Source organism: Microbacterium oxydans (genome assembly GCF_026559675.1).
Taxonomy (GTDB): Bacteria; Actinomycetota; Actinomycetes; order Actinomycetales; family Microbacteriaceae; genus Microbacterium; species Microbacterium oxydans_D.
The window spans coordinates 2028773-2044356 of sequence record NZ_CP092891.1 but is presented as its reverse complement, the minus strand read 5'-3'; the positions used below and the strand labels follow the sequence as shown (position 1 = coordinate 2044356).

Annotated in this window: 14 protein-coding genes; 9 read left to right on the top strand and 5 right to left on the bottom strand. The window is 70.1% G+C overall.

Going from position 1 to position 15584, the window contains the following annotated elements; genetic code table 11:
• The first annotated feature begins 124 nt into the window (after positions 1-124).
• On the top strand, positions 125-418 hold the full coding sequence (locus tag MME74_RS09775; protein WP_029259298.1) for a DUF4193 domain-containing protein: 294 nt from the start codon (positions 125-127) through the stop codon (positions 416-418).
• A gap of 150 nt (positions 419-568) precedes the next feature.
• Here MME74_RS09775 and MME74_RS09770 read toward each other — a convergent pair whose 3' ends face one another.
• On the bottom strand, positions 569-1033 hold the full coding sequence (locus MME74_RS09770; protein WP_267414702.1) for a DUF3093 domain-containing protein: 465 nt from the start codon (positions 1031-1033) through the stop codon (positions 569-571).
• A 12-nt stretch (positions 1034-1045) separates the two neighbouring features.
• On the opposite strand from MME74_RS09770, the gene dut reads away from it, so the two are divergent.
• The 5 genes from dut to dxs all read left to right on the top strand — a co-directional run bounded on the left by dut (position 1046) and on the right by dxs (position 7928).
• Entirely contained in the window at positions 1046-1516 is a 471-nt protein-coding gene (gene dut, locus MME74_RS09765; protein WP_267414700.1) for a dUTP diphosphatase, read from the top strand.
• A complete protein-coding gene (locus MME74_RS09760) occupies positions 1513-2100 on the top strand; it encodes a DUF3710 domain-containing protein (protein ID WP_267414698.1) in 588 nt (195 codons plus the stop codon). The genes dut and MME74_RS09760 overlap by 4 nt, the downstream gene beginning before the upstream one ends.
• A complete protein-coding gene (locus tag MME74_RS09755) occupies positions 2097-2831 on the top strand; it encodes a DUF3159 domain-containing protein (RefSeq protein WP_267414696.1) in 735 nt (244 codons plus the stop codon). Before MME74_RS09760 ends, MME74_RS09755 begins: the two co-directional genes overlap by 4 nt.
• Positions 2832-2984: 153 nt before the next feature.
• A complete protein-coding gene (locus tag MME74_RS09750; RefSeq protein WP_324170108.1) occupies positions 2985-5819 on the top strand; it encodes an aconitate hydratase in 2835 nt (944 codons plus the stop codon).
• A 168-nt stretch (positions 5820-5987) separates the two neighbouring features.
• On the top strand, positions 5988-7928 hold the full coding sequence (gene dxs / locus MME74_RS09745; RefSeq protein WP_267414692.1) for a 1-deoxy-D-xylulose-5-phosphate synthase: 1941 nt from the start codon (positions 5988-5990) through the stop codon (positions 7926-7928).
• Positions 7929-7953: 25 nt separating this feature from the next.
• Here dxs and MME74_RS09740 read toward each other — a convergent pair whose 3' ends face one another.
• The 3 genes from MME74_RS09740 to MME74_RS09730 form a co-directional block, all read right to left on the bottom strand.
• Positions 7954-8649, bottom strand: a complete 696-nt coding sequence (locus tag MME74_RS09740) for an SPFH domain-containing protein (RefSeq protein WP_267414690.1) — start codon at positions 8647-8649, stop codon at positions 7954-7956.
• Between the two features lie 140 nt (positions 8650-8789).
• Entirely contained in the window at positions 8790-10241 is a 1452-nt protein-coding gene (locus tag MME74_RS09735; RefSeq protein WP_267414688.1) for a glycerol-3-phosphate dehydrogenase/oxidase, read from the bottom strand.
• Positions 10238-10816 (bottom strand): TetR/AcrR family transcriptional regulator, encoded by a 579-nt coding sequence (locus tag MME74_RS09730; protein WP_267414686.1) that lies wholly within the window; start codon positions 10814-10816, stop codon positions 10238-10240. Before MME74_RS09730 ends, MME74_RS09735 begins: the two co-directional genes overlap by 4 nt.
• Positions 10817-10836: 20 nt before the next feature.
• On the opposite strand from MME74_RS09730, the gene MME74_RS09725 reads away from it, so the two are divergent.
• The 3 genes from MME74_RS09725 to MME74_RS09715 are packed head-to-tail and all read left to right on the top strand — an operon-like array spanning position 10837 to position 14990.
• The gene (locus MME74_RS09725; RefSeq protein ID WP_267414685.1) at positions 10837-12459 is read left to right on the top strand and encodes an FAD-binding oxidoreductase; all 1623 of its coding nucleotides are present in this window, start codon (positions 10837-10839) and stop codon (positions 12457-12459) included.
• A 1-nt stretch (position 12460) separates the two neighbouring features.
• The gene (locus MME74_RS09720; RefSeq protein ID WP_267414682.1) at positions 12461-13366 is read left to right on the top strand and encodes a YegS/Rv2252/BmrU family lipid kinase; all 906 of its coding nucleotides are present in this window, start codon (positions 12461-12463) and stop codon (positions 13364-13366) included.
• Entirely contained in the window at positions 13359-14990 is a 1632-nt protein-coding gene (locus MME74_RS09715; protein ID WP_267414679.1) for a GMC oxidoreductase, read from the top strand. The genes MME74_RS09720 and MME74_RS09715 overlap by 8 nt, the downstream gene beginning before the upstream one ends.
• On the opposite strand, the gene MME74_RS09710 is transcribed toward MME74_RS09715, so the two are convergent.
• Positions 14975-15526 (bottom strand): hypothetical protein, encoded by a 552-nt coding sequence (locus MME74_RS09710; protein WP_267414678.1) that lies wholly within the window; start codon positions 15524-15526, stop codon positions 14975-14977. The two genes, MME74_RS09715 and MME74_RS09710, sit on opposite strands and share 16 nt — an antisense overlap.
• Positions 15527-15584: the final 58 nt, after the last annotated feature.

The window sequence follows — 15584 nt, the reverse complement described above, 5'->3', positions numbered from 1 at the left end:
GCCGTGAGTTTGCTCTGTCGCACGGACGAGCATTTGCGTTATGCCTTCGGGTCGTGCAAACTATGGCCGCCGAATACCCGACGGCGCACCACCCACTCGCACCATGAAAGTGGAGATCTACCGCATGGCAACCGATTACGACGCCCCCCGAAAGAGCGAAGACGACTCCGAGTCGATCGAAGCCCTCAAGGAGCGTGTGCCGGACAAGCTCTCCGGCTCAAGCGGGGACGAGGACTCCGACAACCCGTCGAGCTTCGACCTCCCGGGTGCCGACCTCTCCGACCTCGAGCTCGATGTCGTCGTGCTGCCCGCGCAGCAGGACGAGTTCACGTGCATGAGCTGCTTCCTCGTGAAGCACCGCTCGCAGCTCGACCACGAGGGCGCATCCGGGCCCATCTGCAAGGAGTGCGCTGCGTAAGCAGTCCTCCGAGCGACGTATCACGCGCCCCCGACCGTTCCGGTCAGGGGCGCGCTGTCGTCTGCGGGGATGTGCGGATGCGCGGCCGCGTGGGGTGCGGGCGCTCGGCCGCGTGCGGCGGGAATGCTCGGCCGCGTGCGGCGGGAATGCTCAGCCGCGTGCGGCGCGGATGGCGGCGGCCAGACGGTCGGGCGTGCGGGTGGAGATCGTCCACGCCTCCACGGGATCGTCCTGGTCGAGGTTCGGGACGACGACGACGCCGTCGATCCCGCCGCGGATCAGGTGCCATCCTCGCGCGGGGAGCCCGGGGCCACGGGCCTGGCGGGCGTCCTCACCGGTCAGCGCGACCGGTTCTCCGAGGAACCGCGCATCGATGTGGGCGCGGCCGGCGCGAAGGACGGTGCCGTCGACGGAGACGACGGGCGTGGCGGCGATGAAGCCCAGCACCAGGAGCGCGGACACCGCGGCGCCGAGCGCGAGTGCGACGGTCGAACCGATCGGCACGAAGACGAGTGACACCATCGGTCCTGCCACCGCGACCGTCACGAGCAGCCAGAGGCTCGGAGCGAGTCTTTCGCGGTAGCGGGGACGTGCGTCTGTTGCGGGGTTCTGCATTAGCCTCATGGGGTGACCGATTCCGTTGATGTCCCCATTATCGCCGCAGTGGTGCCCGGGTACGCGCATCCGGGCGATGCCGGCGCCGATCTGGTGGCGGCCGAGGCCGTGCGCCTGGAGCCCGGTGAGCGCGCTCTCGTGGCCACGGGAGTCCGCATCGCGCTGCCCGACGGGTATGCCGCCTTCGTGGTCCCGCGCAGCGGTCTCGCCGCCAAGCACGGGATCTCGATCGTGAACTCGCCCGGCACGGTGGACGCGGGGTACCGGGGCGAGATCAAGGTGAGTCTGATCAACACCGACATCCACAGCGCGTACGATGTGGCGGTCGGCGATCGCATCGCGCAGCTGATCATCATGCCGGTGACACGTGCCACGTTCCTCCCGGTCGACGAGCTGCCCGACAGCGTCCGTGGTGCCGGCGGATTCGGCTCCACCGGATACCAGGCGGGGCTCACGCAGAACGAAGCAGGGCAGACCAAATGACAGACAACAACGAGACTCCTTCGAAGTCGGCGCCGGTGAACCGCGCCACCGATGGTCCCTTCGACGATTCCGAGGCGAACCCGGTCCGCCCGTACATCGACCTGGGGGGAATCAAGATCCTGCCCCGCGAGGGCCTGAACCTGCGCCTCGAGGTCGAGGAGCAGTCCAAGCGCATCGTCGCGGTCGGCCTCGACTACGCCGACTCGTCGCTCCAGGTGCAGCCCTTCGCCGCCCCGCGCACGGGCGGCCTGTGGGACGAGACGCGCGTGCAGCTGCGCGACCAGGTGAAAGCTCAGGGCGGTCGGGTCGAGGAGCGCGAGGGGCCGCTCGGCAAGGAGCTCCTCGCCGAGGTCCCCGCCGCGGCCAGTGAAGGCTCCGGCCTGCGCCTCGCACGCTTCATCGGCATCGACGGTCCGCGCTGGTTCCTCCGCGGTGTCATCGGCGGAGCCGGAGCGTCCGACCCGGAGGCGGGTGCGAAGGTCGAGGACCTGTTCCGCTCGATCGTCGTCGTCCGCGGCGGCGCCCCCATGCCGCCGAGGGACCTGATCCCGCTGAAGATGCCGGCGACCCCGGGCTCCGCGTGACCACGCCCGAGCCAGAAGCGGAACGCGAGAAGCGCACCTCCGAGATCCTCGGGGAGGCACTCGGCAGTGCCGCGCGCCGCGCCGGTCTCGACCCCAGCGAGAGCGCGACCACGCACAAGGTGGTGTGGTCGGCCATGGGCGGCTGGCGCGGCATCTTCGAGTCGGTCCTGCCCAGCCTCGCCTTCGTCATCCTCTTCACGATCCGTCCCGAGCCGCTGATCCTGTCGCTGGGGATCTCGGTGGGCATCGCCGCGCTCTTCACGATCGTCCGGCTGGTCCAGAAGTCTCCGCCCTCCGCGGCGCTCGGCGGCCTCATCGCGGCCGTCGCCGCGGCCGCCCTGGCCCTGTGGACGGGTCGCGGCGCCGACAACTTCGTGCCGGGTCTCATCACGAACGCCGTCTACGGATCGGTCATCCTCGTGTCCGCGCTGGTCGGCTGGTCGCTGATCGGCCTCGCGGTCGGATTCCTGATGGGGGAGGGCACCAGCTGGCGGAGCGACCGCCGCAAGCGCCGCGCCTACTTCTGGCTCGGAATCGCCTGGGCGGCGCTGTTCTTCGCGCGCCTGGCGGTGCAGCTGCCGCTGTACCTCGCGGGTGACGTCACCGCCCTCGGCACGCTCAAGCTCATCATGGGGCTGCCGCTGTTCGCGCCCCTCATCGCCGTCACCTGGCTGGTGGTCCGCGCGCTCCACCCGCGCGAACCTGCGCGCGAGGACGCTCCCGAGGCGTGATAGATTTATCTTGACATCAAGATAAATCGCAGGCTTTCGCCGGTGAGCTGCGCGGAGCAGACTGGTTAGGTCCGCCTTGCTAGCCGCAGGGGCTCGCTGGCGAGCAAGATGGAGGCGCCTGTCGCTCCCATCCGAATAGAAGGAGACGGAATCGTGTCCACGGTGAACAGCTTCGGTGCCAAGAGCACCCTGACAGTCGGCAGCACCGACTACGAGATCTTCCGCATCGACACGGTGCCCGGTTTCGAGAAGCTCCCCTTCAGTCTCAAGGTCCTCCTGGAGAACCTGCTTCGCACCGAGGACGGCGCGAACGTGACGAAGGCGCAGATCGAGGCGCTGGGTTCGTGGGATGCTGCGGCGGAACCCAACACCGAGATCCAGTTCACGCCGGCCCGCGTGGTCATGCAGGACTTCACCGGCGTCCCCTGCATCGTCGACCTCGCCACCATGCGCGAGGCCGTCACGGCTCTGGGCGGCGACGCGAACAAGATCAACCCGCTCTCGCCCGCCGAGATGGTCATCGACCACTCCGTCATCGCCGACCTGTTCGGTTCGGAGAACGCCCTCGAGCGCAACGTCGAGATCGAGTACGAGCGCAACGGCGAGCGCTACCAGTTCCTGCGCTGGGGCCAGACGGCGTTCAGCGACTTCAAGGTCGTCCCCCCGGGGACCGGCATCGTCCACCAGGTGAACATCGAGCACCTGGCCAAGGTCATCTACGACCGCGACGTCGACGGTGTGCTGCGGGCATACCCCGACACCTGCGTCGGCACCGACTCGCACACCACGATGGTCAACGGCCTCGGCGTGCTGGGCTGGGGCGTCGGCGGCATCGAGGCCGAGGCCGCGATGCTCGGGCAGCCCGTGTCGATGCTCATCCCGCGCGTCGTCGGCTTCAAGCTCTCGGGCGAGATCCCGGCCGGCGTCACCGCGACCGACGTCGTGCTCACGATCACCGACCAGCTGCGCAAGCACGGTGTGGTCGGCAAGTTCGTCGAGTTCTACGGCGAGGGCGTCGCATCCGTGCCCCTCGCGAACCGCGCCACCATCGGCAACATGTCGCCGGAGTTCGGTTCCACGGCCGCGATCTTCCCGATCGACGACGTGACCCTCGACTACCTGCGCCTCACCGGCCGCAGCGAAGAGGCCGTCGCGCTGGTCGAGGCTTACGCCAAGGAGCAGAAGCTCTGGCACGACGCCGCGCACGAGCCCACGTTCAGCGAGTACCTCGAGCTCGACCTCGGCACCGTCGTGCCGTCGATCGCCGGCCCGAAGCGCCCGCAGGACCGCATCCTCCTCTCCGAGGCGAAGTCGCAGTTCGAGCAGGACATCCTGAGCTACGCGACGGCATCGACCTCGGACTCGATCGTCGACCTCGAATCGAAGCACTCCTTCCCGGCCTCCGACCCCGGACAGGCACCCGGCGACGAAGAGCCCACCACGCGTCCGGTGCACATCAACAGCGGCGCACCGGCGAACGCCTCGAAGCCCGTGCCGGTCACGACGCCGTCGGGGGAGAAGTACATCCTCGACAACGGCGCCGTCACGCTGGCCGCCATCACCTCGTGCACCAACACGTCGAACCCGTCGGTCATGATCGCCGCCGGTCTCGTCGCACGCAAGGCACTCGAGAAGGGCCTGAAGCAGAAGCCGTGGGTCAAGACCACGCTCGGCCCGGGCTCGAAGGTCGTCACCGACTACTACGAGAAGTCCGGTCTCGACAAGGACCTCGAGGGCCTCGGCTTCTACACCGTCGGCTACGGCTGCACGATCTGCATCGGCAACTCGGGCCCGCTGATCGAAGAGGTGTCGGAGGCGATCAACTCGCACGACCTCGCCGTCACCGCGGTCCTCTCGGGTAACCGCAACTTCGAGGGTCGCATCAGCCCCGACGTGAAGATGAACTACCTCGCCAGCCCGCCGCTGGTCATCGCCTACGCGCTGGCCGGATCGATGCACTTCGACTTCGAGAACGACGCGCTGGGCAAGGGCACCGACGGCGAAGACGTCTTCCTGAAGGACATCTGGCCGACCCCGGCCGAGGTGCAGGAGCTCGTCGACTCGTCGATCTCGCGCGAGCAGTTCATCAAGCAGTACGCGACCGTCTTCGACGGTGACGAGCGCTGGCGCAGCCTGCCCACCCCGGATGACGCGATCTTCCAGTGGGACGAGAACTCGACCTACGTCCGCAAGGCGCCGTACTTCGAGGGCATGACGATGGAGCTCACCCCGGTGAAGAACATCGAGGGTGCGCGCGTCATGGCGACCCTGGGCGACTCGGTCACCACCGACCACATCTCGCCCGCCGGAAACATCAAGGCCGGCACGCCTGCGGCCCAGTACCTCACGGAGCACGGCGTCGACCGCAAGGACTTCAACTCCTTCGGCTCACGTCGCGGCAACCACGAGGTCATGATCCGCGGCACCTTCGCCAACATCCGTCTCAAGAACGCGATGGTCGCGGCCGTCAACGACGGACAGGTCGTCGAGGGTGGCTTCACCCGCGACTTCACGCAGCCCGGTGGCCCGCAGTCGTACATCTACGACGCGAGCATGAACTACCAGGAGCAGGGCACGCCCCTCGTCATCTTCGGTGGCAAGGAGTACGGCTCCGGCTCGTCGCGCGACTGGGCGGCCAAGGGCACGAGCCTGCTGGGCGTCAAGGCGGTCATCACCGAGAGCTTCGAGCGCATCCACCGCTCGAACCTGATCGGCATGGGCGTCGTCCCGCTGCAGTTCCCCGCCGGTGAGAGCTGGGAGTCGCTGGGTCTCGACGGTACCGAGGTCGTCTCGATCACGGGCCTCGAGGAGCTCAACAACGGCGTGACGCCGAAGACCGTCAAGGTCACGGCCACTCCGAGCGAGAACTCGCCCGAGGGCAAGCAGCCGATCGAGTTCGACGCGGTCGTCCGCATCGACACCCCCGGTGAGGCGGACTACTACCGCAACGGCGGCATCCTGCAGTACGTGCTGCGTTCGCTGGTCTGATCGCACGGATGAAGGGGCTCGGGTCTTCGGATCCGGGCCCCTTCATCGTGCCGCCCCTTCGTGTCAAGGGGTGCCGATTCACCGTGCTCTCGGAGCGCGGCGGGGTAGGATCGAGGGGCGCTCGCACCGTCGTCGGGCGCTTCTGACGGAGCCTGTGAGGAGGTGCAGATGCCCATTCTTCCGAGCATCTCAGGACCCCGTGATCTTGATGCACTCTCGACCGACCAGCTGACCGAGCTCGCTGCGGAGATCCGCACGTTCCTGGTCGAGAACGTGTCCAGGACGGGTGGCCACCTCGGCCCCAACCTGGGTGTCGTCGAGCTGACGATCGCCCTGCACCGGGTGTTCTCCTCCCCGGATGACCCCTTCATCTTCGACACCGGACACCAGTCCTACGTGCACAAGCTCCTCACGGGGCGGCAGGACTTCTCCGCCCTGCGCGTGCGCGGTGGCCTCGCCGGCTACCCGCAGCGCGGCGAGAGCGACCACGATGTGGTGGAGTCGTCGCACGCCTCCAGCTCGCTCAGCTGGGCGGACGGCATCTCCCGGGCGCTGACGGCGACGGGCCGTGCGGACCGCCATGTGGTCGCCGTCGTCGGCGACGGTGCGCTGACGGGCGGGATGACCTGGGAGGCGCTGAACAACATCTCCGACGACAACGACCGCAACCTGGTCATCGTCGTCAACGACAACGGTCGCTCCTACGCGCCGACGATCGGCGGCATGTCGCGGTACCTCAACCGCGTGCGCACCGCGGCGGCGTACAAGGACCTCCACCAGCGCTCCGACCGTCTGTTCCGTGCGTTCGGTCCCGTAGGGCGTGCGGTGTTCCGCGGCGTCCGTGGCGGCACGCACGGCTTCCTCTCGCGGTTCACGAACAACGAGGCGCTGTACTCCAACCTCGACATCAAGTACCTCGGTCCGGTCGACGGGCACGACCTCCCGGCGCTCCTCGAGACGCTGGAGCTCGCGAAGTCCTACGGCGCGCCGGTCATCGTGCACACGATCACCGAGAAGGGTCGGGGGTACCAGCCGGCCCGCGACGACGAGGCCGATCAGTTCCACGCCGTCGGCAAGATCGACCCGACCACCGGGGAGACGCTGTCCTCCGGCGGACGCGGATGGACGGACGTGTTCTCCGACGCCCTGGTCTCGGTGGGGGAGCGACGGAACGACGTGATCGCGATGACCGCGGCCATGCTGCGTCCGACCGGACTGGCGCCGTTCGCCGAGCGGTTCCCGGATCGGGTCTACGACGTCGGTATCGCCGAGCAGCACGCCGTGGCATCCGCCGCGGGACTGGCCTACGGCGGCCTGCACCCCGTCGTCGCGCTGTACGCCACGTTCATGGGGCGCGCCTTCGACCAGGTGCTGATGGACGTCGCCCTGCATCGCGCCGGAGTCACCTTCGTGCTCGACCGCGCCGGCGTCACGGGACCCGACGGGCCCAGTCACCACGGCATGTGGGACCTCGCGATGCTGCAGATCGTCCCGCACATCCGCATCGCCGCTCCTCGGGACGGCGCACGCCTGACCGAGGCGCTGGAGGAGGCCGTGGCCGTCGACGACGCGCCGACCGTCATCCGGTTCCCGAAGGGCGAGGTCTCCGCCGATCTCCCCGCGATCGAACGTCTGGGCGACGGGGTCGACGTGCTCGCCCGCGGTGAGTCCGAGGACGTGCTCATCGTCGCCATCGGTCCGTTCGCCGAGCTCGCCCTCGACGTCGCCGATCGGCTCCGCGCGCAGGGGATCGGTGCGACCGTGATCGACCCGCGCTGGGCGATCCCGGTGCAGGCGTCGATCGTCGAGCTGGCCCGGCACCACCGCCTCGTGATCACCCTCGAGGACGGCATCCGCGTCGGCGGCATCGGCACACGCGTGCGTCAGGTCCTCCGCGAGGCGGGCATCGACACGGCCGTGGACGAGCTCGGGCTGCCGGACGAGTTCATCGACCATGCCTCCCGCGACCAGATCCTCGCCGACGCCGGGCTGACGGCGCCGAAGATCGCCCAGGACATCGTGTCGCAGGTGCTCGGGACCCGCATCCCGAAGGCTCGCCACGCCGGCGAGACCGGGACGATCGAGCTTCCGCTGCACGAGCGGCGCTGACCGCAGGACGCGAAGCGCGGGCCCGTCAGTTCAGGGCGTGCAGGGCGGCGACGGCCTGCGCTCCGCGGTCCACGTCCCGGAGCGCGGTGGACAGCAGGTAGCCATCCGTGAGCGCGTCTCCGGTGACCATCACGCGCACGAGCTCGACGCCGCAGGCCCGGCGGACCTCGTCGGCGCTGGCGGCGATCACGCGCGTATTGATCTCGTCGTTGTGCGGGAGCTCTGTCCCGTCGAGTCCTCGGATCACGTCTCTCAACGCTGCGCCGACGATGTTGGAGGCGCGTTCCTTGACGTTGACGACGTCGAGCTCGAACACCCGGAGATCCCGACCGGTGGGTATGGGGCGCCACTCGAACGACGCGTGCACGCGATGCTGGTGTCCGCTCGCACCGGACATCTCACGGGCGGGCAGGTCGGTCGCGCGGCAGCGGACGTCGATGAGGCGGTACCAGTAGAACAGCGGGAACGCGCCGTGCGACCCGGGGTCGAGGACGACGACCTCGCCGACGGCGCCGCCGCGGTTGGTCGGGCGTCGCTGCGGACGATTGCGGATGATCGGCTTGCCGTTGCGGGTCCGGATCGCGGCCCACCCCTCGTCGACCGTGACGACGAAGAGCTTGAGCAGCGCGGGGAGGACCAGGAGAGTGGTGAGGATCGCCGTGCCGGTCTTCAGCAGCCCCGACATCCCCTTGCCGCCCAGCATCGTGAAGAGCATGTCCATGACACCACTGTGCAGGGTGATGGCGTGCGAGGACGACGGAGGAGAGCATCGACCGGGGGATTTCATGCGCTGTTCGCCGATCGTTCCCCGGGACGCCGCGCCGTGGATACGGGGCGACGCGGAACGGCCGCGTGGCCGGCTCAGCCGACGTCGGCGAGGGTGCGCGCGACGACCGCCTCGACGGCCGGAAGACACCGGTCCCGATCGGCGTCGACGAGCCCGACGCGGGTGCGCCGGTCGAGCACGTCCTCAGCCGTCACGGCGCCCTCGACCCGGACGGCGAACTCGACCTCCGCGCGGGTCAGCCCCGTCGCGTCGTCGAGCACCTCACTCATGGTGGGGACGTCGCGGTCGACGAGGCGCAGCGCGGCGGTGCGACTGGGGGCCGCCTGCAGTCCACGCACCTCCGAGGCGAGATCCACCGCATCCTCGGCCATCCGCCGATACGTCGTCAGCTTCCCGCCGAGCACCGTCACGAAACCCGCATCGGAGACCGCCACGAGGTGTCGTCGCGAGACGTCGGCCGTGGCGTCCGACCCGCTGTCGACGAGAGGGCGCAGGCCCGCGAACGCGCCGCGCACCTGATCGCGTCGGATCGGTGTCGTGATCACCCGGTTGAGGCTTCGCAGCAGGAACTCGATCTCCGGTCCGGTCGGCTGCGCCACACGGGGTACGGCTCCCGGGGCGTCCTCATCCGTGAGACCGACGATCACCCGACCGTGCGCCTGCGGGAGCGCGAAGACGTAGCGACTGATCGACCCTTCATGGGGAATGGTGAGCGCCGCCGTCGGCGAACCCAGATCGGCGGCGTCGAGCACGATGTGGGTGCCGCGACTGGGACGCACGCGGATGGCCTCGTCGAGCGAGCCGGCCCATACCCCGGTGGCGTTGATCACGGAGCGGGCGGCGATCTCGAACCGCTCTCCGGTGAGCACGTCCTCGGCGGTCGCCCCGTCGCCCCGCAGCGCGACCGCACGGACCCTGGTGAGGATGCGCGCACCGCGCGCCGCAGCGGTCCGTGCCACGGTGGCCACGAGCCGGGCGTCGTCGACCAGCTGTCCGTCGTAGGACAGCATGCCGCCCCGGAGGCCGCGGGAGTCGAGGGCGGGCGCCAGCCGGGTCGCCACCCGAGCGGAGACGATCCGGGGCGCGGGCAGCACCGCCCGGGGCGTGTGCGCCCGCATCCGCAGCAGGTCGCCGAGCCCCATGCCGGCTGCGCCCGCCACCCGCTGGCGCAGCGTGACGCCGCGGCTGAAGGGCAGCAGCTGTCCGAGCGGTCGGATCAGGTGCGGAGCGATCGTCGTCATGAGCAGGTGCCGCTCCCGCGCGCTCTCCTTCGCGGTGGCGACGTCGCCCGTCGCGAGGTACCGCAGCCCGCCGTGCACGAGCTTCGAGCTGAAGCGACTGGTGCCGAAGGCGAGGTCCTCCGCCTCGATCAGCGTCACGCTGAGGCCGCGAGAGGCGGCGTCGAGCGCCACACCCGCGCCGGTGATGCCCCCGCCGATGACGAGGACGTCCGTCCGCTCGTCGGCGGCGAGGGTCAGATCGGTCCTCCGACGCGCGACGTTGAGCGCGGATGACGGCGTGCTCATGGGCGCAGCAGCCCGTCGAGCGCGGCGCGCAGCTCCCGCTCCCATGCGGACTCGGAGATGAGGTCGGCCACCGTGCCGTGCGAGAGGACCGCGGACTGCGCGATGAGCATCAGCATGACCGCGATCTCCTGCGGCGCCCCCGGTCTGACCGATCCGTCCGCCTGCGCGGAGTCGATGGCGGTCGCCAGCCATCGCAGGATCAAGCGCTGACTCGATCCGACGCGCTGCAGCGTGTAGCGCGTGAAGGCCTCCGGCTCGTCGTCGAGCAGCCGCGCGTACACCGGATCCTTGCGGAAGAGCGTGGTGAAGCGCAGCACGTCGTCGACGAGCGCGGTGCGGGTGCGTGCGTCGGCGGAGAACGTGCTCAGGATGCCGTCGACCCGGCGGAGGAGTGCAGCGCGGACCACGTCGTCGGCGTCGCTCCAGCTGCGGTAGATCGTGGGGCGGCTGAGTTCGGAGCGGCGTGCGAGCTCGGCGATCGTCACCCCGTGGACGCCGCGACGTTCGATCAGGGTGTCGGCGGCGTCGAGGATGCGCGCCTGGGTGGCGTCCCAGAGAGGTTGACGTTCTTCCATGATGTGTCACACTGTAACGCATGGGCCAAGACAATGGCAGGGTCGATGCCGACCCGTCGATGAGGTGGAACGGCTGGGGAGACCCGGACAAGGCGAAGGGCCTGCCGCTGGCGGTACGCACACTGCTGCCCCTGCTGCTCGGACGCATCCGCAAGCCCGAGCCCGCGGTGGAGCTCGCCCAGGTGCGGGTGACGCCTTCGACGCTGAGTGACGACGACCTCGTGGTGTTCCGCAACGCTGTCGGCCCGCAGCACGTGGATGTCACCGCGGAGGGGCGCATCCGCCATGCCGGCGGACGTTCGACTCCCGATCTCCTCCGCCGACGACAGCGGGAGCAGGACGTCCCGGACGCCGTGATCCGTCCCGCGAACCACGACGAGGTCCGCGCCTGTCTCGACGTCGCGGGCCGGCGCGGTGTCGCGGTCATCCCCTTCGGCGGCGGCACGAGCGTCGTCGGGGCGCTGGACCCGGAGAGGGGAGACCAGCACGCGGTCGTGAGCCTCGACCTGCGCCGCCTGAGCGGGCTGATCCGCCTCGACGAGATCAGCGGAGAAGCGGTGCTCGCGGCCGGCACCACGGGACCGGAGGCCGAGTCGCTGCTCGCGGCTCACGGCCTCGAACTCGGTCACTACCCGCAGAGCTTCCGGTACGCGACCATCGGCGGCTTCGCTGCGGCGCGCTCCTCCGGCCAGAACTCCGCGGGCAACGGGCGCTTCGACACGATGGTCACCGGGATCCGCGTCGCGACGCCGACCGGCGACATCGAGCTCGGGCGCTCACCCGGCTCCGCCGCCGGTCCTGACCTGATCCGGGTGTTCCTCGGCTCGGAGGGCATCTTCGGCGTGATCACCGAGGTGCGCGTGCGCGTGCATCCGATCCCGCGGGAGCGTGTGTTCGAGTCGTGGTCGTTCCCGGACTTCGCCGCCGGAGCCGCGGGACTGCGAAGCGTGGCGCAGCAGGGCGCCGGACCCACCGTCATCCGTCTGTCCGACGAGGCGGAGACCGCCGTGAGTCTGGCTCAGGTCGGCAAGATCGGCAAGGCGCTCGCGAAGGGCGCCAGTGTCGTGACCGTGTACGAGGGCGAGGGGATCGCCGAGCGTCGTGCCCGTACCGGTGCGCTGCTGTCGGCTGCCGGCGGCACGTCGGCCGGCGAGGGCGCGGCGGAGGAGTGGCTGCAGGGTCGCTTCGACGGCCCGTACCTGCGCGACTCGCTGCTGGACGCCGGAGTGTTCTGCGAGACGCTCGAGACCGCGACGACCTGGTCGAACCTGCTCGAGCTGCGTACCGCCGTCGAGTCCGCCCTCAAGGAGGGGTTCGCTGAGGCCGGGGCCCGCTCGTACGTGATGTGCCACGTGTCGCACATCTATCCCACGGGAGCGTCGCTGTACTTCACCGTGCTCGCCGGCATCCGTGCCGATCCGCTCGCGGTGTGGGGTCCGGTCAAGTCACGCGTGAACGACGCGATCCTCGCGAACGGCGGCACCATCAGCCATCACCACGCGGTCGGCCGTGACCATGCCGCCTGGCTGGAGCAGGAGATCGGCGACACCGGCATCCGCATCCTCCGGGCGATCAAACGCGAACTCGATCCGGCGGACATCCTCAACCCGGGCGCCGTGATCTCCGTCGAGCGGACGCGCTGACGTGGCGGAGCACATCGCCGTGCTCGCGAATCCGTTCTCCGGCAAGGGCCGGGGCGGACGAGCGGCCGAGGCGGCCGTCCGACTCCTCCGGGAGCGCGGGTCCGAGGTGCGCACCTACGCCGGCGCTTCCGCGGCGGACACGGCACGGCTCGCCGAGACCGCGCTGGCGGAGGAGCCCCGCGTGCTCGTGGTCGTGGGCGGTGACGGCACGCTCTCGGGCGTGCTCGACACGGTGTGCGCCGCCTCCGTCCCCGTCGTCCTGGTGGCCGCGGGAACGGGGAACGATCTCGCCCGCGCCCTGAGACTCCCGCGTGGTGACGCCCGGGCCGCCGCCGAGCTCGCCCTCACCGGTGCGCCGCGGGCGATCGACGTCGGCGTGGTCGACACCGCGAGGGGCAGCCGGAAGTTCCTGACCATCGCGGCGCTGGGCTTCGACGCGAAGGTCAGCGATCGCACCAACCGCCTCCGTTGGCCGCACGGCGCGCCCCGCTACTACCTCGCCCTGCTCATCGAGCTCGTGCGACTGCGGCCGATGGACTTCACCCTCTCCGTCGACGGCGAAGCCGTCAGGAGCTCGCCGGGCACGCTGATCGCGGCCGGCAGCACCTCCAGCTACGGCGGCGGGATGCCGATCTGCGCCGGGGCCGTCCCCGACGACGGGCTCCTCGACATCGTCCATGTCGCACCGCTGGGCCGCCTTCGTCTGCTGCGTCTCTTCCCGCTGCTCCTCCGCGGGACGCATCTCTCGCGCGGTGAGGTCGCGCATCGCCGCGCACGGTCGGTGACCGTGTCGGCCCCGGGCCTCGTGGTCTACGCGGACGGCGAGCGGATCGGCGAGGATGAGTGCACCATCTCGGTGCTGCCGGGGGCGCTCACGATGATGGTGCCGAAGGAGAGCGATGACTGATTTCGACGAGGACGTCGTGATCGTGGGTTCCGGCTTCGGAGGTTCCGTGGCGGCTCTGCGGCTGGCGGAGAAAGGCTACCGTGTGCGCGTCTACGAGTCGGGTCGGCGCTTCGAGGACGACGACTTCGCGAAGACCAGCTGGAATGTCCGCCGGTACCTGTGGGCACCGGCGCTCGGCTGCCATGGCGTGCAGCGCATCCACCGGCTGCCGCACGTGATGATCCTGGCGGGTGCCGGTGTGGGCGGCGGATCGCTCAACTACGCGAACACGCTGTACCAGCCGGGGACGGCGTTCTTCGAGGACCCGCAGTGGCAGGGCATCGCGGAGTGGGAGTCCGAGCTGGCACCGCACTATGCCACGGCGAAGCGGATGCTCGGCGTCGTCGAGCACTATCCGCACACGGGACCCGTGGAGCGGATCATGGCCGGCGCCGCGGACGACCTCGGTGTCGGCTCGACGTTCCGGCACGCGCCGGTCGGGGTCTGGTTCGGGAGACCGGGGGAGCGCACGCCGGATCCGTTCTTCGGCGGTGAGGGCCCCGATCGCACCGGCTGCACCCTCTGCGGCAACTGCATGGTGGGCTGTCGCGTCGGCGCGAAGAACACGCTCATGAAGAACTACCTGGCTCTCGCGGAGCGCCGAGGGGTCGCGATCGAGGCACTGCGCACGGTGACCGAGGTGCGGGAGCTTTCCGGCGGTGGGTTCGCGGTGACGACGCAGCGCAGCGGGGCGTGGTTCCGGCACGCGCGGAGGACCGTGACCGCGCGGCAGGTGGTCCTGGCGGCCGGCACCTGGGGCACGCAGCAGCTGCTGCACCGGATGAAGCAGTCCGGGTCATTGCCGCGGATCTCGGCGTCCGTCGGCCGTCTCACGCGCACCAACTCCGAGGCGTTGGACGGCGCGGTCGCCACGAGCGTCCCGGAGTCGCTCCAGCTCGCCCGGGGCGTGGCGATCACGACCTCGTTCCACATCGACGACCGCACGCACGTAGAGAACGTCCGCTATGGCCCGGGATCGAACCTGATGGGTGCGCTGGCGACCGTCCTCGTCCCCGGCGACCGACCGCTCGGGGTGCGTCTGCGCAGCCTCGTCGCGCAGGTGCTCCGCTCCCCGCTGCGACAGTTCCGACTGGGCAGCCTCCGTCGCTGGAGCGAGCGCGGGATCATCGCGCTGGTGATGCAGACGGCGGACAACTCGCTCACCCTCTCGCTGCGCCCTCGCTTCGGTCGGCTCGTGATGACGAGCGCGCAGGGACACGGCGAGCCGAACCCCAGCTATCTGCCCCAGGCCCACACGGCGGCGGCGGCGATCGCCGCGCGGGTCGAGGCCGACGGCGGGGTGCCCGCGGCCGCACGCGGATCCTGGCCGGAGGTGTTCGGCATCCCGCTCACCGCGCACTTCCTCGGCGGCGCCGTGATCTCGGCGTCACCCGCGGACGGTGTCATCGACGCGTACCACCGGGTCTGGGGGCACCCCGGCCTGCACGTCGTCGACGGTGCGGCGGTGCCCGCGAATCCCGGCGTGAACCCCTCGCTCACGATCACCGCACTCGCAGAGCGGGCGCTGTCGTACTGGCCTCGACGCGGTGAGGACGATGGTCGACCGGCTCAGTCCGCGAGCTGAGCCTCGGCGACCTGGGCCTGTGGTGCAGGGTCCTCGTCCAGCGCTCGTGACGCGGTCCAGTACCAGCCGTAGGCGACGCTGGCGGCGCTCACGCCCAGGAGCGGCACCGCGATGTACGGCTCGGTGACGTGCGTCAGCAGGGACCCGAGCTCTCCTGTCTCGCTCCCCGGCCAGACACCGCCGATCGCGATGACCAGACCGCCGATGGCGAGACCGAGCCCCGCGAAGGCGACGAGGTGTCGGCGGATGCTCGCCACGGTGCGCAGGAATCGGCCCAGCACGAACGCCACCGCGCCGCCGACGACGGTCGCCAGGACGGAGACGGCCACGACGAAGACCAACTGGAACCAGGCGACGAGGACCAGGATCGAGAAGATGCCCTGCAGTGAGCGCGACATGATCGTGAGGACGACCGTCGTCACCACGAGGAACAGCAGGTTGAACGTGATCCAGGTCGCGAGCGCGCCGCGCCAGAACTCGCGCCCACGGAAGGCCATCGGCTGCTCCGCGGTGCGCGGAGACGGACGAGAGGTCATCGATCCAGGCTAGGGCCTCCCGGCCCGGAGGACGACTAAGCGCCCCATCGGATCCGCG

Bases quoted from the DNA above. Each gene is read 5' to 3' on its own strand.
- MME74_RS09715 (WP_267414679.1), top strand. From the start codon at position 13,359: ATGACTGATTTCGACGAGGACGTCGTGATCGTGGGTTCCGGCTTCGGA.
- MME74_RS09770 (WP_267414702.1), bottom strand. From the start codon at position 1,033: ATGCAGAACCCCGCAACAGACGCACGTCCCCGCTACCGCGAAAGACTC.
- MME74_RS09710 (WP_267414678.1), bottom strand. From the start codon at position 15,526: ATGACCTCTCGTCCGTCTCCGCGCACCGCGGAGCAGCCGATGGCCTTC.
- MME74_RS09730 (WP_267414686.1), bottom strand. From the start codon at position 10,816: ATGGAAGAACGTCAACCTCTCTGGGACGCCACCCAGGCGCGCATCCTC.
- dxs (WP_267414692.1), top strand. From the start codon at position 5,988: ATGCCCATTCTTCCGAGCATCTCAGGACCCCGTGATCTTGATGCACTC.
- MME74_RS09775 (WP_029259298.1), top strand. From the start codon at position 125: ATGGCAACCGATTACGACGCCCCCCGAAAGAGCGAAGACGACTCCGAG.
- MME74_RS09735 (WP_267414688.1), bottom strand. From the start codon at position 10,241: ATGAGCACGCCGTCATCCGCGCTCAACGTCGCGCGTCGGAGGACCGAT.
- MME74_RS09725 (WP_267414685.1), top strand. From the start codon at position 10,837: ATGGGCCAAGACAATGGCAGGGTCGATGCCGACCCGTCGATGAGGTGG.
- MME74_RS09760 (WP_267414698.1), top strand. From the start codon at position 1,513: ATGACAGACAACAACGAGACTCCTTCGAAGTCGGCGCCGGTGAACCGC.
- MME74_RS09740 (WP_267414690.1), bottom strand. From the start codon at position 8,649: ATGGACATGCTCTTCACGATGCTGGGCGGCAAGGGGATGTCGGGGCTG.